Genomic DNA, 25,796 nt, shown 5'->3' with positions numbered 1-25,796 from the left:
ATGACGATAGATAAATCCAAGCTGACGCCAATGATGCGTCAGTACTTCGAAATTAAAGAAAACTACATGGACTACATCCTATTTTATAGGTTGGGCGATTTCTACGAAATGTTCTTTGACGATGCGATTCGTGCGTCTAGAGAGCTTGAAATCACGCTGACCGCCCGTAACTGTGGTCTAGAAGAAAAAGCGCCGCTGTGTGGGGTGCCTTACCATGCGGTGGATGGCTATATTAAAAAGCTGGTGGAAAAGGGAATCAAGATCGCCATCTGCGAGCAAACGGAAGATCCTGCGCTGGCGAAAGGACTGGTAAAACGCGAGGTTGTGAGAATCATCACGCCGGGAACGATTACCGAGCCTGAGATGCTGGATGAAGGCAATTACAACTACGTGGCTGCTGTGGGCGAGTATGAAGGCAACTTGGCACTGGCATACTGCGATATCACCACTGGGCTGATGAAAACCACTCAGTTTGGTTCTGTGGACAAGCTGATCGACGAACTGATTAAGGTTGAACCAAGTGAGCTGATTTATTCTGAGCGCACACCATTATCGCATGAGGTGCTCGGACAACTGGATGCCCTTAGCGTCACCGTGACGCCATACCTCGATCACGCGTTTCAGATCCACGCTTCTGAGCGCATCATTACGCGTATTTTAAACGTCTTTTCAGTGGAAAGTGTGGGCTTTGTCGAGCCTTCCGCCATGCTGATTGCATCGGGCGCACTCCTTGCGTATGTGGAAGAGACGGCAAAGGTACCGCTGAATCACTTTAACAAAATCGACATCTACAGCCATTCCAAATTCATGGTGCTAGACAAATTCACACGTCGTAACCTCGAGCTTGTGGAAACCATGCGCACCAAGGATAAAAAGGGCAGTCTTTTGTGGGTTTTGGATAAAACGTGCACCGCTATGGGCGCGAGAAGACTAAAGGCATGGGTGGAAGAACCACTCATCGACATAGATGAAATTCAAAAAAGACTCAGCACCGTTGAGGTACTGGTGGATGATCTGTTACTGAGAAGTGATCTTAGAACGCATTTAAAGCAAATCTACGACTTAGAGCGACTTACATCAAAACTGGTCTACGGAAGCATTAATCCGAGAGACCTCATTGCACTAAAACAGTCAATCTTTGTTCTACCGGAGATCAAAGGCTGTATCGATACGCTGGAAGAGGGGGAGTTTGAAACCATCAACGCAGACATCGATGCACTTTCAGATATCTATGACTTGATCGATGCGTGTGTCGTAGAGGAACCGCCCTATACCATCAAAGATGGTGGCGTTATAAAGACCGACTATCACCCTGAGATCGCAACGCTGCGCGATGCGGTTGCCAACGGCAAGAACTGGATTCTTGAAATCGAGCAATCTGAACGTGAGAGAACGGGCATCAAAACGTTAAAAGTAGGCTTTAACAAAGTCTTTGGTTACTATATTGAAATCTCCAAGGGCAGTGCGAAAAATGCCCCTGAAACCTATATCAGAAAGCAGACGCTTGCCAATGCAGAGCGTTTCATCACACCTGAGCTCAAACAACTGGAAGAAACCGTGCTCGGTGCAGAAGAAAAAATCGTTCGCCTTGAGCAAGAGCTTTTCAGTGAGCTAAAGCAAAACATCATGGTACACGTCGACCGCATTCAGAAGACGGCGAGAGCGATTGCGTCACTCGATGCGCTGTTGTCGTTTGCAGAGTGTAGCTACCGCTATGGGTTTGTAAAACCTAAAGTAACGAACAAAGACACCATTCAAATTAAAAATGGCCGTCATCCGGTTATCGAAAGAATCTTCAACGAAGTGCCTTTCGTGCCAAACGATACGCTGTTGGATCAAAAAGCGCACAAGTTTTACATCATCACAGGGCCGAACATGGCAGGTAAATCGACGTATCTAAGACAGGTGGCGCTGATTACCTTGATCGCTCAGATCGGTTGCTTCGTACCGGCGGAAAAGGCGGAGATCGGTGTGGTCGATCGCATCTTTACCCGTGTAGGCGCTTCAGATGACCTTTCGCAAGGTCAATCGACCTTTATGGTAGAGATGAACGAGCTGGCGAACATATTAAACAATGCGACATCAAAATCGCTGATCATCCTAGATGAAATCGGTAGAGGTACCAGCACCTACGATGGTTTGTCCATCGCTTGGAGCGTGGTGGAATACCTCAGTCAGCATTCGGGCATTCATGCGAAGACCATGTTTGCGACGCATTATCACGAGCTCACAGAGCTTGAGGGTAAAATCGATGGGGTGTGCAACTTTAGAATCTCGGTCAAAGAGTCTAGAGATGACATCATCTTTTTAAGAAAGATTGAACGTGGTGGTGCAAACCAAAGCTTCGGGATACAGGTTGCCAAGCTTGCCGGTGTACCTGACCCCGTAATAGAACGTGCAAAGCAAATTCTAGCGAAGCTGGAAATTAACGATATTAACAACAACATTCAAAACTTGACGGCTGAATCTGGTATGGATACTGCTTTAGAGGGTGGTCAAAGCAGTGGGACAAATGGCTCACAACATCAATCAGGTAATGGTTTTAGAGCACAGTCATCAGGTGCAAACCAGATTTCCGAAGGACTCTATCATTACCTAGATAAGCTTGAAGTGGAGCAAATGACGCCGATTGAAGCGATGAATGCGCTTTACAACATCGTGAATCAGTTTAAGGCGGATAAGTGATGCACCAATAGAAAAATGATGAAATCGTCAATAGGGGGAGCTGTATGAACGACAATCGCATAATGAAGCTCGATGAGCGTACTGCAAGTAAAATTGCGGCGGGCGAAGTTGTAGAGCGCCCAGCAATGGTCATCAAAGAGCTTGTAGAAAATGCAATCGACGCAGGTGCAACGCAAATCAGCGTTGAGATTAAAAAAGGTGGCAAAAGCTTTATTAAGGTATCTGACAACGGTAATGGGATTCATTATGACGATCTCCCGTTGGTGTTTGAACGCCATGCCACCAGTAAGATTAGAAGTATCGAAGACCTGTATCTAACCGCATCTCTTGGTTTTAGAGGGGAAGCCCTTGCCAGTATCTGTGCTGTGGCTTCTGTGGAGCTGATCACGCTTAGAGTGGGCGAAACCGTGGGTAGACGTGTAGAGGCTGCAGGTGGTAAAATCCTTAAAATCAGTGAAATTGGAACGACTCAAGGGACGACGATCTTAGTCAAAGACCTTTTCTTCAATACGCCTGCGCGCTTGAAATTCTTAAAAAGCGACTCTGCTGAGGGGCGTTCTATCACTGAGCTTATGGGCTATTTGGCGCTTTCACATCCAGAAGTGATGTTTAAATACACATCCGACGACAAGCTCGTCTTTCATACACAGGGGAAAGGCAGCCTGATGAATGCCATCTTTGCCGTATTTGATCAAGGTATGGTAAAAGGCCTATATGAGATTTCAGATAAAGCCGATGGTCTAACACTAAATGGCTATATCTCAAGGTTTGATTATACAAAGGGCTCTCGTGCCTATCAGCTGGTGTTCGTCAATGGCAGATACGTTAAGAGCGACCTAGTTAAAGAAGTGATTCAAATGGCGTACAAGCCATATATGATGCACAATCGTTATCCTGTCTGCGTGCTGTTTTTAGAGATTCCGCCAAGCGAGATCGACGTTAACATCCATCCGGCGAAGACTGAAATCAAGTTCCATGAAGATGGTGCAGTGAAACAGTTTATCTACAGCGCCCTTAAAAAGGCATTTAATCTGTACGATCAAGTACCAAAGGTAACCTTTAAAGAAAAGGAAGTCTTTGTTATGAAAACCGCACCGACTGAAGCCGAGAAGATGACACAGTTGTCGATGAATGCTGGGAAGGGTGTTAAATCAGGTGCAAAGAATCATATAATTGGTGATGGTAATAGTAATAGTGATTTAGACGATGCGTTAAAAGGCGATATCAATGTCGAAGATGGTAAAGGTATCAATAGTAGGTTCAAAGATGGTTTTAATAATGAGAGCATAGGTCAAGACGGAGATCAAGTAAATGATAGAGATAAAAATCAAGACCAAAATATAGCTCAGAATCTAGATCGAGACCAAGATCGAAACCGAGATCAAAACCGAGATCAAGGTCAAGATGGAGATCAAGTAAAGATTCAAGATAGAAGTAAAGACCATGATCAAGAAAAAGATCAAGAAAAAGATCAAGTCAATGATCAAGTCAATGATCAAGTCAAAGACAATACTGTAGTTGAAAGCAATCAATATGCGGATAATGCGATTATAAAAGATAATAATGACTCGCTAGTTGATGAAAGTAAACGTCAAATGAATCGTCCCTATCCGTCACACTCAATGGCATATGAAAAGATTGAATCCACAGGTCGCAGCAATAGCATACCGAAGCAGTTTGATTTTTCTTCGTTAACGAGCTTTGCGACTTCTGCACTTGAGGAATCGGGTGTCGTACTGGATGCACCGATCACGCTTGAAAACGAGTTTGAAGACCGCCATACGATCTACGATGATTTAAGATATGTGGGTGTGTTTAACAACACTTATTTGCTGTATGAAAAAGACAAGAGCCTCTATCTCATCGATCAGCATGCGGCACATGAGAAGATTCTTTTTGAGCAGTTTATGGCAGCCTTCGAAAGGGGTGACATTCAGTCACAGCTCCTATTGATTCCTGAGGTTTTGTCCTTTAGCAAGCTTGAGATGACGCGATTTGATGAGGTATCGCCACTGTTACACGATATGGGATTTGCTGTAGAAGTGTTTGGCGACGATGGCGTGGTGATGCGCGAAATCCCGACGCTATTCAGTCTGTCTCAGGGGCGAGAGCTGGTACAGGCGATCTTCGAAAACGCCAGGGATCACGTCGACGACCGGATGCGCTATCAGATAGCGGAGAAGGCGTGTAAGGCGGCGATTAAGGCGCACGATGCGATTCACAGTGATGAGGAGGCGGCGCTGATTGAGTCCCTGAAAGGGCTCCAGTCGCCATATACTTGTCCACATGGACGACCAATTATCATCAGTTTTTCACTGACTGAAATAGAGAAGAAATTCAAGAGAATTTTATAATCATTCTTTTCCAAATTGAAATATTTCATTTTGGTATCACTTTACAAATAAGCATTTTCTTTTCCAGTATTTGTTATAAAATAGTGGCAAGAAGATGCTTTATTTTTTTTAGGAGAAAAGGATGCAAATCATATTTTTTATCATACATATTGTACTGCTCGTTACGGGGGTATTGATTCATCTATCAACCTATTTCTTTTTCGATCTTTCGAAGGTTGACATCATCGTTAAGCTTTGGTTTGTTTTGGTATTTCTGCTGACCCTTACGATGCTAGGATACAACATCGTTAAAGTGAATTTAAAAGGCAACAGACGCGATTACGACTTGTTCAAACTATTAGGCTTACTTCCCAAATGGCTCAGTTGGTCGATCACACTTTTCTTTGTCATAACGTTTATTATATTCTTATACAATGGGACGCTTTTTGCAGGTGGAACCACCATCATCGATGGCAGGTATTTTTTAGCTGAAAAAGGAGTTGTCCTAAAGGAGTTGACGCATGAAGAATACGTTTATTGTCAGTTCATAGAGCTGAGAGGCATATCCAGTATGTGGCTATTGATGAATTACCTTTCTACAGTTGGTTATTTTTATACTTTTAGAAAGGGACAACCTTTGGTTTCAGAATCAAAAGAAGGATACTACGTGTTTAAAGGTTATTAATCAAAGTCATTTATTAGCTGAAGAGATTATTATTATTTGAAGGAGGTTTTATGAGCCCAAAGAACATTATTTTTAAATATGTTTCACTGATATTCTTATTCAGTTTGATACTTTCTCAGGTCAACTTCGCAGATACCTTGATAGGTATATCCAAAGATTCAAACTATTATTTTAACGGTCAAGAATATGCACCTATGCGAGTTTACGATGTGAAAAGCAGTGATGACGCGGTTAAACAACTGGTATTACTTAGAGATTTGGCAACGTTAGGCTATGAGCTTAAGTGGCTATCGGAAAGTCGCGAGATTATTATAAATTCTGCATCGCCATTAAATCCCGTAGCTGTCCCTAAACTCAACCAAGGTTTAGAGGTCAAAATCAGCGATATTACTACTAGAATTGATACATACGAACTTCAAACCTATAATGTAAATGGAATGGCAATGGTGGACATTGCACAATTGCCCTTTACTTATTTTGCGCACTTACCTGATTCATGGGCCAGACCTTACTTTTATCTTTTAAATGCAATCAAGGTGAGAACCGATTCAAATCTGATTTTTACAGAAAAAGCGACAGTGGGGAATTTTTATGACTCTATCCGTCAAACCTTGAGTCACTATCTTCCTGAAAAGTATACGACAGGAATGCTGCCGCAATCCATAAAAGTATTGAAAGAAGATACAGATGAAACCAAGATTTTGACACGTGAGCTCGCGGCAGCTTTGACGGTGGAAGTTCTAAAAGTTATCGATCCTAGTTTTAGTACCGTTAAAGCGGATGCCCGTATTTTCACAGATGGCGCGTCAATCGATACATCGATGCAGGATGCGATGACGACCTTGTATCAGGCTAATGTATTGTCCACGAACCTCAGAGGTGAAATCGCACCGAAAAAGGAGATCACCCTTCAAGAGGCTATGGTTATTTTGGCGAAGAGTTTAATGGTTTATATGAAAGAGACCCCGCCTTACGCAGAAAGCTCTGAAAAAGAGGACATAAGTGAATTTGAACAAATCGGCGGCATCTATCAAGTGGGGATGAATCGCTTGCCAATTTCATTAAATAATAATGGTGTTCGTTTATCTATTTACGATGTTTTTTTAGAGGAAAGTGATGAGATACTTTCTCTAGTTATTGACCAAGATTATGTGCATATGGGTGGCGTCTATGCTTTAGAAGCGCTCTATCCTCAAGTTTTCAGTGCAACTGTGATACTGAGTAATGGGGAACGTATCGAAAAAAATATGGGCCGATTGGTCTCATATGACTATCTTGGAAAGGGCATCTTTAGAACCTATCTTCAGATTGCACCGCCAGTAGCTGAAATGAACGCCTCTAGTCGGTTGATCTCAAAAGATGAAATTACTAAAGTCGTATTACATGGGCCACAAAACTTTGAACTGGCAATTGATCTAAGCGAGTAAAGACTTTGGGGGGATATCTGTGAAGTCAAAGCATAAGATAATTATAGGCGCATTGATTCTAATCTTTTTGATCCTATTAAGCTTTTTACTTTTACTATTACCAGATCGGACCAGTGATGTAATTCATGCGGCTGATGAGAGAGAGACTGTAAAAGCTTTGCCAATCCAAAGCGATCAAGACATTCAATTGAGTAAGCAAAAACTAAATTTGGAAGAAACGATTCAACGGTATATCCAGTCCATGCAAAGTGGCTATGCGGACCCAAGGCTATTTAATAATTACAATCTCGGACAAATTCCTGAAGTCGAGGCTTCAAATGGTATTGTTATGGAGAGAAGTCCTGATGAAATCATAGTGAAGCAGAAAAAATATGTGGAAACTTTGTTTGGTATGGATGCATGGTACAACTGCACTTACCGATATGAAAAATCAGTGCGCACAGTGTATAGTCAATGGTTTTATAAAATGACCGATACAGCGTTAACAGAAGAAGAGGCGATGCTTTGTCTAGATGAATATTGGCAGTCGGTTGCAGATCAAGAAAACATCGACATTGAGGTTTTAATAAGAGGCATACATAGTGATGACCCTTCTGTGGAAGAACTTAGAAGTGTTGCTTTGCAAGAAAAATATGAACCTCTTATTCCGATTGAATACAGAAACTTTCCCGAATCCTACTTGTATGATGTTTATTTTACATTCAATGGGGCAACTGAAGCAGTTAGCGGTGAGAATACATTTAAAATTGGCATCGCAGAGAAGAACGGTAATTATTGGCTTCAAAGTGGGCTGTATTGGGAAGCCTCATCACAGGACCAACCCGGACACAATACTTATAATGACGATTCTTTTCAAGAGGATGAAAACTACATAAATAAGAAAAGGACATTTTATGAAATTGAAGAGTGCTATCTGTTTGAGGATCTTACTGGCGCACTGAGCATTCAGGAAGTCTATCAAACGATGCTTGAAAACATGTTAGAAAGCTTCAAAACACAAAATGAAGATTGGTCGTTTAGAATCGTAGACTACAAAAATCTTGAGATCTATTATGGCGAATTAGACTTATCTAGTGGGTACTTCGCATACGATCCTGATGATAAAAACGACTATTGGCCAGCAACTGCTTCCGTTGATATCAAATTTGAAGGCATAATATCACCATTGGGACCACCGCTTGATCAAGACACATATTATACTTTTCCACTGGGAAATTGGATTCTAACGAGAGATAACCATCACTATCAAATGCTCTCAGAGTTACTTTACTGGAAAATACAAAATATCAACGACAATTACAAATAATAGGTCAAAGACAAGGAGCGATTATGAAAGGGAAAAACGTCATAGCCTATACAGGACTTATCGTTATCATCGGCATCTTAAGCTTTATGTTATTGGCACCAAAACATCTGATACAAATGAGCGCAAAGTATGATCATACTCAAATTGCAGTGAGTTATGCGATTCCCAATTCAGAGCAAGTTGCATCGGCAAAACTTAAGTATGTGACCTATTACCTTGAAAACTATAAAAATGTCAGTCCAGAAGAAAATGAGATTGAACTGGTACCAAATGGTGATATACAGTATATCCCGCTCGACACTTACGATTTTTTAGCCAAGCAAGATCGAATGGATCTGATCATTACGGTTACATATAATGATGGAAAAACCTTAACTAAAACACATAAGCTTGAGCACTTTTTTGAAGAAATGGTTTCAGATGCACTTGTGCCTTCAGAGCGCCATGCCGATCGAACCGTTTTTGAGTTTGAGGACATAGAGATTAGTTTGCAGACGTCAGATCTACCTGAAGATTTAGTGGTTTATAAATCGCTATCTGACTTAAATCGATTTTTTTACATAGGCTACAGAACGGACAATTATCTATATCCAATAAGGACCTTTGTGATTGATACAAATTTGAACGGTGACTCAGAGGTAGATTCACAATGGGAACGCATCAAATTTGAAAATCAAGATGAGATTGATTTAAGTGAACGTTTATTAAAGTCAAGTTCAAAATTATATGAGCTACCTATGATATCTCTTGACTGGGTAGGACGATATCCATTTGACTCAAAAGGCGAACTGATACCATATGAAAACCCTAATAAAGAGGCTGGATTTGTCCTTATCGATGGCGATTTTCATTCTGAACTTTTTGACGTCTCGTATCAGCAATATACAAAATGGTCTCAAGAAATTCCTGCGATTTCATTTACATCGACCATGAAAACGAACTCAAACACTGAAGTTATTAATCATGAAATAGCAAAGGCGAGTCTCAAAAATCTGGTTCATTACCAACATTTGTCTGAAACCCTTGCATTTTGTGGTGAGGACAGAGGCATTGGGACGCTTTATTTTTTCTATGATTTAATTGAAGAAGAACAAATAGAAATTCCAATTTTATCTAAAGGTCTATCCATCGTAGAACAGTATAGTCCAGACCATTATCTCATTCGATCTAAAGGAATTTTCAATGATACAGCCTATGAAAGCTTTCCGCTAGATTACGATGTGATCATCGATCAGCAGGGGGAAGTCGTCGTACTGCCAGGGGCACCTATCGTCTATAAGGAAGCAGATGAGCTTACGGTGCAAGGGTTAAAACAAGGTGAGATCACTGGAATTGTGTTTACTTTAGAGGGACTAGAGATCAAGTTTGGACCTCTGCAAGATGATGAGGGTATGTTTTATGCCGCTCATGTAGATGTGCCAACCGTTCATATAGCAACCATACAAGATGACGAAACGGAGAAAAACGTCGTTGTATTTACGTTCACAGATGCGTACATGGGTGATTTCCTAGAAAATACAATGAGACGATCCAAACTGGCAGATGGTATTCAATATCTGATAAATCCATACTCTGAAACGAGTGGGATCGCTTCTTTGGGAATTCGTGCCGAAGGCAATCAAGTTACAGTAGCGATTCATACGGAGTATGAGAATGTACAGTATCAGGTAGACAAATCTGTCTTTGAGACCGATTTTCCTTTTCTTAAGTTTCAGCTAGTCAAATAACTATGACTTTCATTTGAAAATATATATCTTTTTACCTTCAGAAGAGGCAAATAATTGAAGACAGTGGATAGAATATTAAGAGAAAAAAACACCAAAATATACCGCTAAGTGCTATAATAGAGGTACTGACAACTTGTGTCCCAGTGAGAGAGTTTTTATTTCAATATTATTACTTTTTTGGGTTCTGGTTGAAAAGTTTCAGTCAAAATTATATGATGAAAGATATATTGGTATAGTATGAATAAAATTATAATTATTGCTGGTCCAACTGCCGTGGGCAAAACGGATCTTTCAATTGAACTGGCAAAAACCTTGTCTACTGAAATTATTTCAGCCGATTCGGTTCAGATCTATGAAAAATTGGATATTGGCTCTGCGAAACCAACACTTGAGGAGATGGCTGGTATTAAGCATCATCTGATAGACGTGGTGAGTCCATTTGATTCTTTTTCAGTCAGCGATTATGCAAAGGCTGCAAAGGCGGCGATAAAAGGGCTTCATGATCAAGGGAAAATCCCAGTGATCGTCGGCGGTACAGGTCTTTATATAAACGCTTTGCTTTACGAGATGGATTTCAGTGAAAGTGCTGCAGATCCTGAGTTTCGAGAGTCTATGGAAAAACTGGCGCGAGAAAGTGGTGGAGAAGTCTTATATCAAAGGCTCTGCGACATCGATCCCGATGCAGCTAAGCGCGTCCATCCCAATAACCTGAAAAGGGTGATTAGGGCTCTTGAGATCAACCATATCACAGGTCGACCGATGGCAGATTTTGCTTCGGATCCGAAGCCGACAGAGGACTATGAAGTGCTACTTTTTGGACTGACCCGAGATCGTGAACAGCTTTATGATCGCATCAATAGACGCGTTCATATCATGTTTGAGCAAGGTCTGTTAAAAGAAGTGGATGGATTAAAAAATTTAGGATTAGATGATAGTTTTCAATCCATGCAGGGTATAGGTTACAAGGAAGTTCTTACCTACTATAAAGGTGGAATGACTTACGATGAACTGGTAGATGCGATTCAGCAAGGTAGTAGACACTATGCGAAGCGACAATTTACTTGGTTTAAGCGTTATGACAACATAAAATGGCTCAATCTCGATGAACTGTCAACGAGAGACGCCATTAGCGAAATTTTAAAATATCTATAATCAAACACATCAAACATAAAATAAAGAGATAAGGAGGGGAATCCGTGAAAAGTGCGCTCAATCTTCAAGACCTGTTTTTGAATCAATGCCGTAAAGACCAAACACCGATTACTATTTTCTTAATCAGTGGTTACCAAATTAGAGGTCTCGTAAAAGGCTTTGACAGCTACACCATCGTACTCGATAGTGAAGGCAAACAACAAATGATTTACAAGCATGCCATTTCGACTATTATCCCGTCGAAAACCGTTAATTTCCAAGGTTAGTTCTATTGTGGAGAACCAATCCAACTAAAAAATGTTATTTTGTTAAAAAACACAAAAACCTCAGTGAAAGCTGAGGTTTTCTGCATTTTTTGGGTATATTTTTGGTGGGTTTTTCGCGCTTTTTAGGTTGTTAAATGGAGCGATTACCGTTATAATGATGTGGGTAGCATTATGTATACAATTTAGCATTTTATCTCGCGACTCATCACGTTAAATCATCTGACGTTAGAGGGGATGAGCAGCAGAGATCAATATAAGAAAGGTTGGTTTATAATGGAACTTAGAACAATTAACACCATCAGGATGCTTTCAGCGGAAGCGATCCAAGCTGCAAATTCTGGTCATCCGGGTTTACCACTCGGCGCTGCACCAATGGCTTACACTTTATGGGCAAATGAAATGAAGCACAATCCACACAACCCTTTATGGCACAATAGAGATCGTTTTGTGCTTTCAGCAGGACACGGCTCTATGTTGATCTACTCATTGCTTCACTTGTTTGAGTATGGTCTTTCTATGGATGAGATTAAAAATTTCCGTCAATTCGGTTCTAAAACACCGGGTCACCCAGAGTATGGTCATACAAAAGGCGTTGAAATTTCAACAGGTCCTTTAGGTCAAGGTATCGCAAATGCAGTTGGTTTCGCAATGGCAGAAAAACACCTTGCAGCGAAATTCAATCAACCTGGTTTCCCAGTGGTTGATCACCATACGTTTGCAATTTCAGGTGATGGTTGCTTAATGGAAGGTATTTCTTATGAAGCGGCTTCTCTTGCTGGTACTTTAAAGCTTGGCAAATTAATATTACTTTATGATTCAAATAAAATCACGATAGAAGGCGATACAGGAATTGCCTTTACTGAAAATGTTGCTGGTCGTTTCGAAGCGATGCACTGGCAAGTATTAACTGTTGAAGATGGCAATGACACTGCAGCGATCGCAGCTGCAATTCAATCTGCTAAAGCAGAAACTGAAAAACCATCAATCATCATCGTTAAAACTGTAATCGGTTATGGTTGCCCTTCAAAACAAGGCTCACATAAAGTTCACGGTTCACCACTTGGACAAGATGGTATCGCAGAAATGGCTACTTTCCTTAACATGGAAGACAGAGCTGCATTTGAAGTACCAGCTGACGTAACTGCACATATGAGTGCACTTGTTAAAAAACTTGGCGGTGCTGAAGCTGAATGGCAAGCAAACTTTGCTGAATATGCAAAAGCTTATCCTGAGCTTGCTGCTGAATACGATGTTTGGTTTAAAAACGAAGCACCTATGGCAATGCTAGACTCTGAAGAATTCTGGAACTACAACGAAACGGTAGCTACAAGAAGCTCATCAGGTAAAGTGCTTAACAAATTGGCTGAAGTTGTCCCTAACTTCTTTGGTGGTTCTGCTGACCTTGCACCATCAAACAATTCAGATATGAAAACGAGAACTTCATTCTCTGCTGTCAATGCTGAAGGTGCAAACCTTCACTTTGGTGTAAGAGAGCATGCGATGACGGCTATCGTTAACGGTATCCAAGCACACGGCGGTTTAAGAGCTTACGGCGCAACATTCTTCGTATTCTCTGACTACATGAAGCCAGCGATCCGTTTAGCAGCGCTTATGAAGTTACCTGTAACTTACATCTTAACACACGACAGTATCGGCGTTGGTGAAGATGGACCAACACACCAACCAATCGATCAATTGCCGATGTTAAGAGCAGTACCAAACCTTAACGTTATTCGTCCAGCAGACGCAAGAGAAGTTTCAGCTGCTTGGTACTTGGCGATGACTTCTACAGAAACGCCAACTGCTTTAGTCTTAACGAGACAAAACTTACCTGCACTTGAAGGTTCTTCTAGAGAAGCTTTAAAAGGTGGTTATGTGATTTCTAAAGAAGAGAAACAAGCTGAAGTGATCCTTATGGCAACTGGTTCAGAGGTTTCACTTGCAGTTGAAGCGCAAAAGACATTACGTGCAGAGGGAATTGATGCTAGAGTTGTTTCTATGCCTTGCGTAGAAATCTTTGATGCTCAAGACGATGCTTACAAAGCAGACGTGTTAACTAAAGGCGTACCTAAGCTTGCTATTGAAGCTGCTAGTACACTTGGCTGGCACAAATACGCTTGCGACGTAATCGGACACGACGATTTCGGTATGTCTGCACCAGCAGAGCAAATCTTCAGTGCATTTGGTTTCACTGTTGAGAATGTCGTTGCAAGAGCTAAAAAATTAATCAAAAAATAGGATGCTATTTGATGAAGAACCTCGAGGTGATCTCGGGGTTCTTTTTTTCGAAAGTTCACATAAATGTAATTATATTACAATTGGGAATTGAGATATACTTAAGGAAATAGTTGGAAAGTATTTTTAATTTTGCGTTGGATCAAAAGTGTTCATCATTGATATCTAAAGTAACCATTTAGGAATAAGGAGATAAAAATGAAAATTAAATCCATTTACAAGTTAGTTGCTGTAATTAGCGTCATGCTAAATATAATCATAATTTCAGCTTTATATCATAATGCGTCAGCAGACACGATGGAATTAAAGAAAAGTATCTTAAGTTATCCAATCTATTTTAATGGAGAAGAGATACAATTGACAGAAGGTTACATAATTGAAGGTCGTACGTACATACAATTAAAAGAGTTTTGTGAAAAAATCAATCTACAAGTGGACTGGATTGATCCAGCTGTACATCAGTCATTTCCACCAGGAGGTGGCCTTCCAGAAGGTATCAATTTAACCAATCCAACCTACATTTATTCGAAATCTGTAAACGCTATTGACGGAAGTGGCAATCCAATTGAAGGTGTTGAAATTACAGGCATCTACCACAAATACAGCAGTACGGACACCGAGCTTATTTATTCGTTCGATGATGAAGGACTCGTGATTCGTGATGCGGGTACCATCAAAGTAATACCTATTTCATATAATCCTAATACAGGTAGGATATATGTTGATAAGACAGAATTTAAAGAAAAGATTTTACCTTATCTTGTTGAGATTTGTGAGCAATAAATTGCATTTTAAGATAACGAAGATGAAAATGGTTTTTGCAGTTTGTTGATGTATTATGATTTTATAAAATGATAATAGTAAGGGGTACATATACATGAAAAGAAATAAATATTTACTAGTAGCGGTTGCATTAATAGTTCTAAGTGTTGGTGCTATTATCGCATTCAGATTAATCAACGAGAATCAGGAGATTATGACGGACAATGATTTTTATAATGAATCATTGATCTTATCGGCAAATGTATTTTTGAGAGTGAACACTTTACCGCTTAAAGATACCATAGAAGAAGTGGAAGTCATAGAAACTAAAATTGACGGTTTTCATAAAGCTTACTTGGAGATGAAAGGCTCTCCAGAGACGAAAACTGGCGCTAACCTCATAGACCAATTATTTATTAATAGCTATGAAGCGATAGAATTGTCAAAACAATTTATTAATGAGGAGAATGGTGTAACCCATAATATGCTTTGGGAGAAAATCACAGCAGCACAGAATACTTATATTGAGTTTTCTAAGCACTTAGATGAAAGTTCAATACCAATTTACTCGACGACGATTAGTGCGATGCAAACAGTAACTTTTGATGTTATTAATGAGACGAATTGACGCAAAAATTAAACATCACCACTTTACATCCCAACCCAACTCAGTTATAATAAACACAAGTTAAAATTATGTCTACTCAAGACTGGCGGAATCAGTGGGGTTTACCACGAGGGATTGAGTATAATAAAGACAGTTAGCCGACCGCCTGGGCATTATATGCTCGGGGTGTGTCGGCTTTTTTGCACCCTCTAGCATAAACTTATTATCCTAGGAGGGAACTGTGCAAAGATCAAATCAAGAAGAAAAGTTATGGGAAAAGAGCATTGATGTTAGACAATTTATCATCGAAAATTACACACCCTATGAAGGTGGTGACACATTCTTAGCGACGCCAACAGACAGGACGCACGCTATTTGGCGTGAAGTACAGGATCTAATGCATGAAGAAGTACGTGCAGGTGGCGTCCTTGATATTGATACCGACCGTGTCTCGTCTTTACTTTCATATGAGCCGGGCTATATCGATCGAGAAAAAGAATTTATCGTCGGACTTCAAACCGATGCACCACTAAAGCGTGGCGTCAACCCTTTCGGTGGTATCCGAATGGCGAGACAAGCTTGTGAAGCCTACGGCTATAAATTATCTGAGCAAGTGGAAGAGCATTTTGCTTATAAAACCACACACAACGACGGCGTGTTCAGAGTGTACTCAGACGAGATTAAAAAGCTACGTTCAGCGGGAATCCTTACAGGACTACCAGACGCCTATGGAAGAGGGCGCATCATCGGGGATTATAGACGCATCGCATTATACGGCATCGATCGCCTCATCCTTGAAAAGGAAGCGGACAAGAAACAAAGAGAAAATAGCCCCATGCTTACTGAAAGCATCACGCTAATCGAAGAACTCTATAAACAAATCGACTTTTTATATAAATTAAAAGAAATGGCAGCTGCCTATGGTCATGATATCGGCAAGCCAGCATCAGATGCCAAAGAGGCCATTCAGTGGACTTATTATGGTTATCTCGGTGCAATCAAAGAGCAAAATGGTGCAGCCATGTCATTGGGAAGAGTCAGTACGTTTCTCGACATCTACATCGAAAAAGACATCCAAGCAGGAAAATTAAACGAGGCTGCTGCGCAAGAGCTGGTGGATGATTTTATCATTAAACTCAGAATGGCGAGACAACTCAGAACACCGGATTACAATGAGCTTTTCGCTGGCGATCCGCTGTGGATTACGGAGAGTTTAGGAGGTATGGCACTCGACGGCAGAACTTTGGTCACAAAAACGACCTTTCGATTTCTGCACACACTGACGAACTTGGGGCCAGCACCTGAGCCAAACATGACGGTACTTTGGTCAGAGGCGTTACCTGAATCCTTCAAAAAATACTGTGCGAAAATGTCCATCGAATCAGACGCCATCCAGTATGAGAACGACGACCTTATGCGACCACTCTACGGCGATGACTATGGGATCGCATGCTGTGTTTCTGCGATGCGCATTGGCAAGGAGATGCAGTTCTTCGGCGCGCGCTGCAACCTAGCGAAGACACTGCTACTGGCTCTAAACGATGGAAGGGATGAGTTTACAGGAGAGCAAATCGCTCCAGGGTTAAACGTGCATTCGCTTACCACAGACGCTTTGGATTATCAAACCGTAGAACAAGCCTTTGACAAGATGCTAGACTGGATCTGCGAAAAGTACGTGAACACCATGAACATCATCCACTATATGCATGACAAGTATGCCTATGAAAAAACGCAAATGGCATTACACGATACAGAGGTCCATCGCTACATGGCGTTTGGCGTGGCAGGACTTAGCGTGGTCGCGGACTCTTTATCGGCTATAAAATACGCCAAAGTGACGCCGATTTATAATGAAGTGGGAATGATGGTAGATTTTCAAATAGACGGTGATTTTCCAAAGTACGGCAATGATGACGATAGAGTCGATACGATTGCATCAGAACTTACAGAGCGCTTTATCACGAAACTCAGAAAGCATAAGACCTACCGAGAAGCAGAGCACACGTTATCGATTCTCACCATTACTTCAAATGTGGTTTACGGAAAGAAAACAGGCAGTACACCGGATGGTAGAAAAGCGGGAGAGGCATTCGCACCAGGAGCAAATCCAATGCATGGTAGAGAAACCAAGGGGGCATTGGCATCGCTTAACTCTGTGGCTAAGATTCCATTTGATTGCTGTAGAGATGGCGTTTCGTGTACATTTTCTATCAGACCAGAAACCATTGGCAAAGATCAATCGACACGAATTGATAACTTAGTCACCATCATGGACGGATACTTCACTCAAAACGCTCACCACCTCAACGTCAATGTACTAAGTCGTGAAAAGCTCATGGACGCAATGGCGCATCCTGAAAACTATCCCAACCTAACCATTCGCGTATCAGGATATGCTGTCAATTTCCATCGCCTCAGTAGAACACAGCAGCTAGAAGTAATCAGTCGAACCTATCATGAGTTTGTTTAAATTGATCGATCGGTTTGTAGAAGTATATAAAATTGAAACCTTAGGCGCACTAGATGGACCAGGCATAAGAACCGTCATCTTTTTACAGGGGTGTCCTATGCGCTGTGCCTACTGCCATAATGCAGATTCATGGCGACTGGGTGTGGGTGATGGGGACATCATGTCGCTTCAAAGCCTATATGACTTGGCTTTACGGTACAAACCCTATTATAAAAATGGTGGTGGCGTTACTTTTTCTGGTGGCGAAGCTTTGATGCAGGCACAGGCGTTGATACCGCTTGTCCATGCACTCAAAAAAGCGGGTATTAACATTACGCTGGATACGTCAGGGAGTATAACCGATAAGGCTGCTATGAAGCTTATCGATGCGGTTGATTTGGTGATTTTGGATATTAAAGCGATAGAAGAGAACTTTCATAAGTCACTAACGGGACACAGCATGGAAAAACCGATGCACGTTCTTAACCATCTAAAGAAAACAGAGAAAACTTACTGGATCAGGCAAGTGGTTTTAAAGGGACATAATGACACCGAGGCACAACAAAGGCTTTTGGATGCTCTGACCGAGCATCCAAGCAGGGAAAGACTTGAGTTTTTGCCGTATCATAATCTTGGCATGGATAAATGGTCGGATTGGCAGATGAAGTATAGGAAAGAGTTTTAAACTTAAATACTAAATATAATTTCTTAACACTGTATAGATTTCAGTTAAATCTATATGGTGTTTTTCTTTTGTAGTTTTGATTAAGTAATCAAGTTTATCATATTGTTCAAGACTATGTAATAAAAATAGTGCTTTATAAAAAGGTTATATTAGTTAGACAGATTTCATAAAGTTATGTAAAATAATACCATAAGAAAAAAAAGAAGAATTCATTGTCTAACTCAATGTGTTATCGGAGAGTCTTCACATTTGTGTTCATAAATCAAATCAAAAAGAGTACGATCTCCACCTTTCAATACTTAATAAACGGATTATGCATCATCAAGATTAGGCTCCTTTAGAACGAAAGATAATCTAACAGATGAGCAAAAGTAACTGATTGAGCTTCACAAGTGCAACAACCATCTAGAGATGGAAAATGATAATTTATAGCAAAAAATGGTTCTATCAAGAAGACGTATGGCCATATCATGCGGTAAAATAGCTTGCTTTCAGCCTATATGGTTGCAAAGTATAAGGTTTATAAGAAAAACTGTAACGATGCCAAAATTTCAAACAATCTGAATAGAGATTTTGATAATAAAGAGTGCTGGGCTTCACAAGAATGTAAACCTTATATATGAATTATTTACATCAATTCGACAGAATTATCGAGGGTGAAAATCTTTCATGCTGACTGAGGAAATGAGCATAAGAATAATTCTATAAACGGCTTGCTAGAGACACTTGCAATAGAACGGTCAATCTATGAACGATGTCATCACAGTCTCATATAAAAGGGATTAACTGATTATTACTTTGAAATGTGCAACCAATAGTATAAAATTCACAATAAGTATTCATATCTTTGTACTTTTTCAATTGATTTGACAAGTGTTCTCGTTATTGAAATATCAGTATAAATTAATTAGGTGGTGAATTATGAATTTAAAGAACGTAAAATATTGGACAAACGAAAAAAAAAGTTTACTTATTATAATTTTACAAATGTATTTAGTTTGTTTTTTTAAACTTATCTTATCTTCATTTAATGATAGCGTAAATTTAGAACTTATTGCTTTAATAGTAATTTTTCTAGAAGTTTATTCCTTACCAATTTCTATAGTAATACATTATGGTGTATTATTTGTAAATAGAAAGGACAGCAATAGTGAATTAACATCTGTTTTCAAACTATTTATTTCTACTACACTAATTTTATTTTTTTATCTGTAATTCAATTGTTATTAAACAATTTAAAATATTATGTACATAATTAAGTTATTAATATAATGCAGCTAATTGCATAGTTAATTAGAGGTGAAGGATGAAAATCAGGGTAATTGGGATTGTTCTATTTTTATTGTTATTCAATTTAGCTTTGATTTACTTGCGTAAGATCAACCTATTTTTGCCTATTCTGGTTATTGTCATCTTGGCATGGCTGGTAGATAAGTATTTGTTTAAAGATTAATCATACATAAAATCTCTTTCATGAATCTTTCTTAACGCCTTGACTGAGCATCCAAGCAGGGAAAGGTTAGAGTTTTTGCCGTATCATAATCTTGGCATGGATAAATGGCAGGAATGGCAGATGAAGTATAGAACTATTTATTAATATATAAATACATGTAAGCGCAGGTTAGAGAATTTCTTTAGCCTGCGTTTTTGAATGCGACAATTTTGTAAAAATTCAGACTATTTCAAAATATTCCATTAAAATACTCTGAGAATTGACGTTGAAGAATTGGAAAATCAATAAACATATGTAATAATTTAGAAAATGCTAGTTTGTTAGAGCAAATCTAGAGTCTGTGGAGGGTATATGTTCGTCATCAAAGTATTAACTAAAGAGCTTAAAAAACCCATTACTCTGGTTATGATTTTAGTGGTGGGCTTATTGATTTTCTTCATCGCCACTCAGATTGAATCCAGTAAAGAAAATCGTTCTTTTGTCGGTCATGACAATAACAATTATGTTTCGATACAATTGAGTTCAGCTGAAAGTTATAAGAAATATGTATCCAAAAATGAATATAAAGAAAATGTAATGCAGGCATACGAGTTATTTGATAAAACCGGATATGAAATTGTAGAAGCTGCTTTAAGTGATAATACCAATGAAACTCTTAACCGAACGATTTTTTTTAATCTGATATGGCTTAAATTGAAGCGAATGTCTCCACTTGAAATTGATGAGATTAATTTAAAAAAAGATATCTATGAGATGTGGAATAAAGTAGCAAGAGAAATTGATTATGACTCAGTTGATATTAGACCAGATACATATCCATCGAGTGGTATTGAGCAACTGTTACTTGAAACCAGATATTTAATGAGACTTTATGATCATAACATTACCCCAGTTTATGAGGATGAGGCTAATAATGTTACACTTGCATATCGATTTTTATATGATATTGGCCCGGTTTTATTTGTTCTTATACCATTATTAATAGCTTATAATTCTATACCTAGTGATTTGAATAGTGGCTCTTTAAAACTGCTATTGAGTCAGTCGCTATCAAGAAAAAGGTATTACTTTAGCAAGTGGCTCTGTAGTGTGATACAATCATTCATCGTTCTTATAGCACCAGTAACTGCTGTCTGTATCTTTTACAGTGTAAGGAATGGGTTTGTCTCAATGATTTATCCAGTAACTTATCTTTCAAACGTATGGACGAGAATCAAACCGATACCAAATTACATAGAAGTGCTGTTTAGGGATGGCACACAGCCATTTATGGCACGATATTCTTTCATTCATATGGCACCAAGCAATGGAATCGTTGATGATTATATTCAACCTCATACAGGAATCGACTTAATCCCAATTTATCAGTACATTTTGATCGGACTTTTGCTGCTAGTGTTATATGTGGGGTTAGTAACTGCAATTACACAATTTATCTCCGCTAGATTTAACAATAGCATCGTCAGTTTATCAGTTTCAGCTGTAGTGATTGGTGGCAGTATCGGACTGACACATTTTATGACTATAGGCGAAAGATACAATATAATGCCATTAAATTTTTTTAGAATTGGACGGATTATAGAGGGGACGCAAAATGTAACGGTATTGAGTGCTATTATTTTATTGGTTCTCTCAACAGCACTTGTACTAGTCTTAGGACTTAAGTATTTTGACCGCAAAGCGATTTGATAACAGATTATTATAGTACGAATTTTTGTAGTCTACTTACTAAAAAAACAAATAAAAATCAGTGGGGTGGATATGCTTTTTATCAAAATGTTAGTTAAAGACCTCAAAAAACCCATTGTTCTGATCATGCTAATTTTTGTGATGCTTTTAATATTCTTAAACGCAACACAGATTGAAGCCAGTAGAAAGAATCGATCCTTCGTAGGACATGACAGTAAATCATTATCTAAACTGCAGTTATCAAGTCTAGAAGTAGCTTTAATGGGTGAGGATTTGTGGAACAAGTATCCCAAGGCAGCAAAGTCATTCGAGTTTCATGATCTGACTGTAGACAATTTAAAGCAAGCGGTCATCAATGAGGAAGAAAGAGAGACAATGAGACTGAATATATTTTATGATTTACAGTTCATAAAGAATATTCGAGATTCCAATTCACCACTAGAAGCCGAACAGCTTAGAAAAGATATCTATGAAATGTGGGAAGGTGTAGCTGATGGTGTAGAATATGACTCGATAGACTTTAAACCAATCTATGCGATGAAAGGTGTTGAAGACAGACTTTTACTCGAAAGCAAAGTTTGGTATGAACTATATAAAAACAACTTGCTACCGACGTATAAAGACGAAGCAAATAATGTAACGCTCTCTTATAATTATCTTTACGAGGTTGGTCCATTACTTTTCATAATCATCCCTATATTTATAGCATATGGAGCTATAAATAAAGAAATCAATAATGGAACTTTAAAACTACTGATTACCCAGTCAATATCAAGAAAAAAGTATTATCTTACCAAGTGGCTATGTGGTGTTGTACAGTCTTTCGTCGTACTTTTGGCACCAATAATTATTGCTAGTTTTTTTTATGGTTGGAAAAATGGGTTTGTCTCAATGATTTATCCAGTGACATATCTATCAAATATATGGACTAGAATCAAGCCAATTCCGAATTACATAGAAGTGTTATTTAAAGATGGTAGACAACCAGATCTTGGTAACTATACTTTCATTCATATGGCACCAAGCAATGGTATCGTTGATGATTATATTCAACCTCATATAGGAATCGACTTAATCCCAATTTATCAGTACATTTTGATCGGACTTTTGCTGCTAGTGTTATATGTGGGTTTAGTAACTGCAATTACACAACTAATCTCCGCTAGATTTAACAACAGCATCGTCAGTTTAGCAGTTTCAACTGTAGTGATCGGTGGCAGTATTGGACTGACACATTTTATGACTATAGGTGAAAGATACAATATAATGCCATTAAACTTTTTTAGAATTGGACGGATTATAGAGGGGACGCAAAATGTTACTGTGTTGAGTGCCATTATTTTATTGGTTCTCTCAACGACACTTGTACTAGTCTTAGGACTTAAGTATTTCGATCGTAAGGCAATTTAATCATACTTTGGAGGAAATATGCGTACACTATTGGAATTTGAAATAAAACGGTTTATAAAAAACAAAGTGAACTGGCTTTTTATTGGGCTATTGTTTTTAGGTTTGACGATATTGTTTGTTTTACAAGTCAAAGATGAATCCACCTATATGGGAGAATTAGCAGACAAATATGCTAAGAATAAGAGTTACTCGCAAAGCATTACGGTTTCTTACGGTAAAATGATAGACAAGGAAATCCTTATGGGTGACCACACACTAGATGAAATGGTGGTAATAAGAGATTTCTATGATCAGCAGACGCGTGATGAACAATCTCTAGCGCTCTTTTATCGAAAAGATCAACCAAAGGATTATGCGTATCTGAATATCGTAAAGAATAAGCTCTTTACAAGAATCCTTCAGGGACTTGAAGCAGGCATCAGTAATGAAAGCACTTTAAAACTTAGGGGATATGAACCCAATCAGTTAAAATTGGAGATTGATTATACGCAATATCTCATCGATCATGAGATAGAACCCATCCATAACATCTATAAAGTAGACGGTGCAAATGGGTTAAAACAGTTCTTTAGCTTTAAATATATGGTTTTTATACTTATAATCGTTGTGTTTGTCATGGTTGAACTGTTTGCTAAAGAGTTGATGGAAGGTAGCTACAAACTTTATCAAACCTTACCCTATAGTCGAAAGGCATTATTTTTATCAAGAGGTTTTTTTGCTTTTTTAATCGCAATTACAATCTTTGTTTTAAGTACAGGCTTTTACTTTACTCTATGTACTGTAAAAGGAGGTATTGGCGATTTTACTTATCCAATAATGAGCAGAAGTAGTTTGTTCACTTTAACTTCATCAGGAATGGAAGCTGGATTGTTGATTTTACCAGTATGGCAGTATGTACTGTTGGGGATGGCACTATTCATGATTTTAGGGTTTTTCACTGTAGCTCTAATTTACTTCGTTTCACTGATGTTAGATAATCAAAATAAAACTTTAGGCGTAATGATTGGTGTTATTTTATTTGCTTTTATCGCAAATAGCTTTTTAGATAAAGAAATCGTATTCAATTACTGGTATCCCTATGCTTATATTTTTATCGAAAAGGTACTTCAGGTTCAAAATCGGAGCAATCTTTTAATAGGACTGCTATTAAATTTAAGTGGATTAATTCTTATACTTGTTATGAGCTTTAAACGTTATATGAAGAAGGATTTTTTAGGTGCAAACGATTAGAATTTTTACGGTTGGAGGGTGAAAAATGAGCGAATATGTAGTAGAAGTCATCAATGTAAATAAAAGCTTTGGAAAGAAACACGTATTAAAAGACATATCATTTAATGTAAAACCGCATGAGATTGTAGGCTTTATCGGTCCAAACGGTGCAGGTAAGTCTACGACGATGAAGTGTATCTGTAATCTCATATTCCCCGATAGCGGCACTATAAAAGTGAATGGCTATGACTTATTTAAAGATAGGGAAAAGGCACTTGCTTCACAAGCGGCATTGATAGAGAGTCCAGGGCTATATGTGGACATGACAGGCCGTGAGAACATAAAGTTAATCGCGGGCCTTAGAAAGATTTCAAAGGAAAGAGTTGAGGAGATTTATGCGTTTACAGAGCTTAAAGATGCGTTAGATAGAAAGGTGTCAGGATATTCTATGGGGATGAAGCAGCGTCTTGCACTTGGGATCGCTATTATGAGTAAGCCTAAGTTCTTGATTTTGGATGAACCGACCAATGGCTTAGATCCAACTGGGATCATACATCTAAGAAGTACACTTGAAGCATTAATGGCAAATGAGGATATCGCCATCTTGTTTTCGTCGCATCAGCTCGGTGAAGTAGAAAAGTTAGCACATCGTATAATCTGTATCAATGAGGGGCGAATGATTGAACCACCGAGTGCGTTAAATGAACAGTTTAGCTATATTATACAGGTTTCTGATCAGCTGAGAACAAAGGACATTTTAATTAAACAACTGGAAATCCCAGTTGAAAATATTAGAGAGATTGGAACAGATTCACTGAGAGTAGTGTTCAATCATCAAGAACAGCTGGATCAGATGATCCGTGCGCTGCATGATTCAAATGTCAAAATCGTAGATATCCAAAAGGATGTAATGGATATTGAAACCATTTATAAAGAGGTGTATGGGGCGTCGTAACTGACTATAGCGAATACATAGGGGGAGAAAATGAAACGATTGATTATTGAGGATACAACTCAGAAAATGTTAATGTTAATGAGGAGTGTTTTTATTCTGCTTGCTCTTTGTTCCATATTAACCAGTTGTAATCACGATAAAGCTCAAACAAATGAACAACCCATTCAAATGGCTGCACCAGTGACGGGTGATCAAATCGTTACTGTCAAAACCAATATCGGAGAGTTTAAGTTTAAGTTACTTCCTGAGGTTGCGCCTGAAACGGTAGAAGCCTTTAAAAAAATCATAGATGATCAGGATTTGATCGGTTCACCACTTGAAAAGAGTTTTCAAGCCAATTTAATTAAAGTAGTCAAAGAGAGAGACGAAGCCTATTATCATCAGATTTTTAAACCTGATTATACAGTAGAAACTGACTCTGAAACAAGACACTATCCAGGTGCAGTTGGACTTTCTATGTATCAGGGTGAGTTGCCTTCAAGTAGCTTTTACATTATTACTGAAGGGATGGTAGAAGATACATATTTGGAATCGATGAAGACTTTACCTGAACTTTATCCAGATGAAGTTGTTAGCTATTACAAGGCATATGGCGGCTTACCCAGCCTTGATGGCTCTTATACGATCTTCGGTCAGATGGTAGAGGGTATGGAGATCGTCGAAAGTATTTATGCCATCGAACATGATCTTTATACACTTGAACTCAAGCAAACGGTGACAATAGAAGCCATAGAATATGAGGTTCAAGAATGAGAAAGAGC

General features: G+C 39.0%; 18 protein-coding genes and 1 riboswitch. All 18 genes read left to right on the top strand.

The annotated features are described in order from the left end of the window. The 18 genes from mutS to AC4PID_RS01415 all read left to right on the top strand — a co-directional run bounded on the left by mutS (position 1) and on the right by AC4PID_RS01415 (position 25,788). A complete protein-coding gene (mutS, locus tag AC4PID_RS01500; RefSeq protein WP_492135405.1) occupies positions 1–2,685 on the top strand; it encodes a DNA mismatch repair protein MutS in 2,685 nt (894 codons plus the stop codon). A 44-nt stretch (positions 2,686–2,729) separates the two neighbouring features. Continuing rightward, positions 2,730–5,039 (top strand): DNA mismatch repair endonuclease MutL, encoded by a 2,310-nt coding sequence (gene mutL, locus AC4PID_RS01495; RefSeq protein WP_492133819.1) that lies wholly within the window; start codon positions 2,730–2,732, stop codon positions 5,037–5,039. 121 nt (positions 5,040–5,160) lie between these two features. Further along, positions 5,161–5,703 (top strand): hypothetical protein, encoded by a 543-nt coding sequence (locus AC4PID_RS01490; RefSeq protein ID WP_492133818.1) that lies wholly within the window; start codon positions 5,161–5,163, stop codon positions 5,701–5,703. Between the two features lie 50 nt (positions 5,704–5,753). Then, positions 5,754–7,130, top strand: coding sequence for a hypothetical protein (locus AC4PID_RS01485; RefSeq protein WP_492133817.1), 1,377 nt, complete (start codon positions 5,754–5,756; stop codon positions 7,128–7,130). Positions 7,131–7,149: 19 nt separating this feature from the next. Further along, the gene (locus AC4PID_RS01480; RefSeq protein ID WP_492133816.1) at positions 7,150–8,436 is read left to right on the top strand and encodes a hypothetical protein; all 1,287 of its coding nucleotides are present in this window, start codon (positions 7,150–7,152) and stop codon (positions 8,434–8,436) included. 23 nt (positions 8,437–8,459) lie between these two features. Continuing rightward, positions 8,460–10,163, top strand: a complete 1,704-nt coding sequence (locus tag AC4PID_RS01475; RefSeq protein ID WP_492133815.1) for a hypothetical protein — start codon at positions 8,460–8,462, stop codon at positions 10,161–10,163. Between the two features lie 237 nt (positions 10,164–10,400). Further along, positions 10,401–11,315: a tRNA (adenosine(37)-N6)-dimethylallyltransferase MiaA gene (gene miaA, locus AC4PID_RS01470; protein WP_492133814.1), complete on the top strand. Its 915-nt coding sequence runs from the start codon at positions 10,401–10,403 to the stop codon at positions 11,313–11,315. 44 nt (positions 11,316–11,359) lie between these two features. Further along, entirely contained in the window at positions 11,360–11,581 is a 222-nt protein-coding gene (gene hfq, locus AC4PID_RS01465) for an RNA chaperone Hfq (RefSeq protein WP_492133813.1), read from the top strand. A gap of 234 nt (positions 11,582–11,815) precedes the next feature. Continuing rightward, positions 11,816–13,819, top strand: coding sequence for a transketolase (tkt, locus tag AC4PID_RS01460; RefSeq protein ID WP_492133812.1), 2,004 nt, complete (start codon positions 11,816–11,818; stop codon positions 13,817–13,819). Positions 13,820–14,014: 195 nt separating this feature from the next. Next, the gene (locus AC4PID_RS01455) at positions 14,015–14,599 is read left to right on the top strand and encodes a hypothetical protein (protein WP_492133811.1); all 585 of its coding nucleotides are present in this window, start codon (positions 14,015–14,017) and stop codon (positions 14,597–14,599) included. Positions 14,600–14,693: 94 nt separating this feature from the next. Then, positions 14,694–15,206, top strand: a complete 513-nt coding sequence (locus AC4PID_RS01450) for a hypothetical protein (protein ID WP_492133810.1) — start codon at positions 14,694–14,696, stop codon at positions 15,204–15,206. Positions 15,207–15,274: 68 nt separating this feature from the next. Continuing rightward, positions 15,275–15,364, top strand: a riboswitch (ZMP/ZTP riboswitch). A gap of 62 nt (positions 15,365–15,426) precedes the next feature. Beyond that, positions 15,427–17,655, top strand: coding sequence for a formate C-acetyltransferase (pflB, locus tag AC4PID_RS01445; RefSeq protein WP_492133809.1), 2,229 nt, complete (start codon positions 15,427–15,429; stop codon positions 17,653–17,655). Further along, entirely contained in the window at positions 17,642–18,319 is a 678-nt protein-coding gene (locus AC4PID_RS01440; RefSeq protein WP_492133808.1) for a radical SAM protein, read from the top strand. Before pflB ends, AC4PID_RS01440 begins: the two co-directional genes overlap by 14 nt. Positions 18,320–20,123: 1,804 nt before the next feature. Then, positions 20,124–21,461 carry an ABC transporter permease subunit gene (locus AC4PID_RS01435; RefSeq protein ID WP_492133807.1) on the top strand — a complete coding sequence of 446 codons (1,338 nt, stop codon included), beginning with the start codon at positions 20,124–20,126 and terminating at the stop codon, positions 21,459–21,461. Positions 21,462–21,548: 87 nt separating this feature from the next. Continuing rightward, positions 21,549–22,871 carry an ABC transporter permease gene (locus AC4PID_RS01430; RefSeq protein ID WP_492133806.1) on the top strand — a complete coding sequence of 441 codons (1,323 nt, stop codon included), beginning with the start codon at positions 21,549–21,551 and terminating at the stop codon, positions 22,869–22,871. An 18-nt stretch (positions 22,872–22,889) separates the two neighbouring features. Continuing rightward, entirely contained in the window at positions 22,890–24,101 is a 1,212-nt protein-coding gene (locus AC4PID_RS01425; protein ID WP_492133805.1) for an ABC transporter permease, read from the top strand. Between the two features lie 25 nt (positions 24,102–24,126). Beyond that, positions 24,127–25,035, top strand: a complete 909-nt coding sequence (locus tag AC4PID_RS01420) for an ABC transporter ATP-binding protein (protein ID WP_492133804.1) — start codon at positions 24,127–24,129, stop codon at positions 25,033–25,035. A gap of 30 nt (positions 25,036–25,065) precedes the next feature. Then, a complete protein-coding gene (locus AC4PID_RS01415) occupies positions 25,066–25,788 on the top strand; it encodes a peptidylprolyl isomerase (protein ID WP_492133803.1) in 723 nt (240 codons plus the stop codon). The last annotated feature ends 8 nt before the right edge of the window (positions 25,789–25,796 follow it).

The organism is Fusibacter sp. QWL-12 (assembly GCF_058683495.1).
The sequence above is the reverse complement of the archived record's forward strand: the minus strand, read 5'-3'. Positions and strand labels throughout refer to the sequence as shown.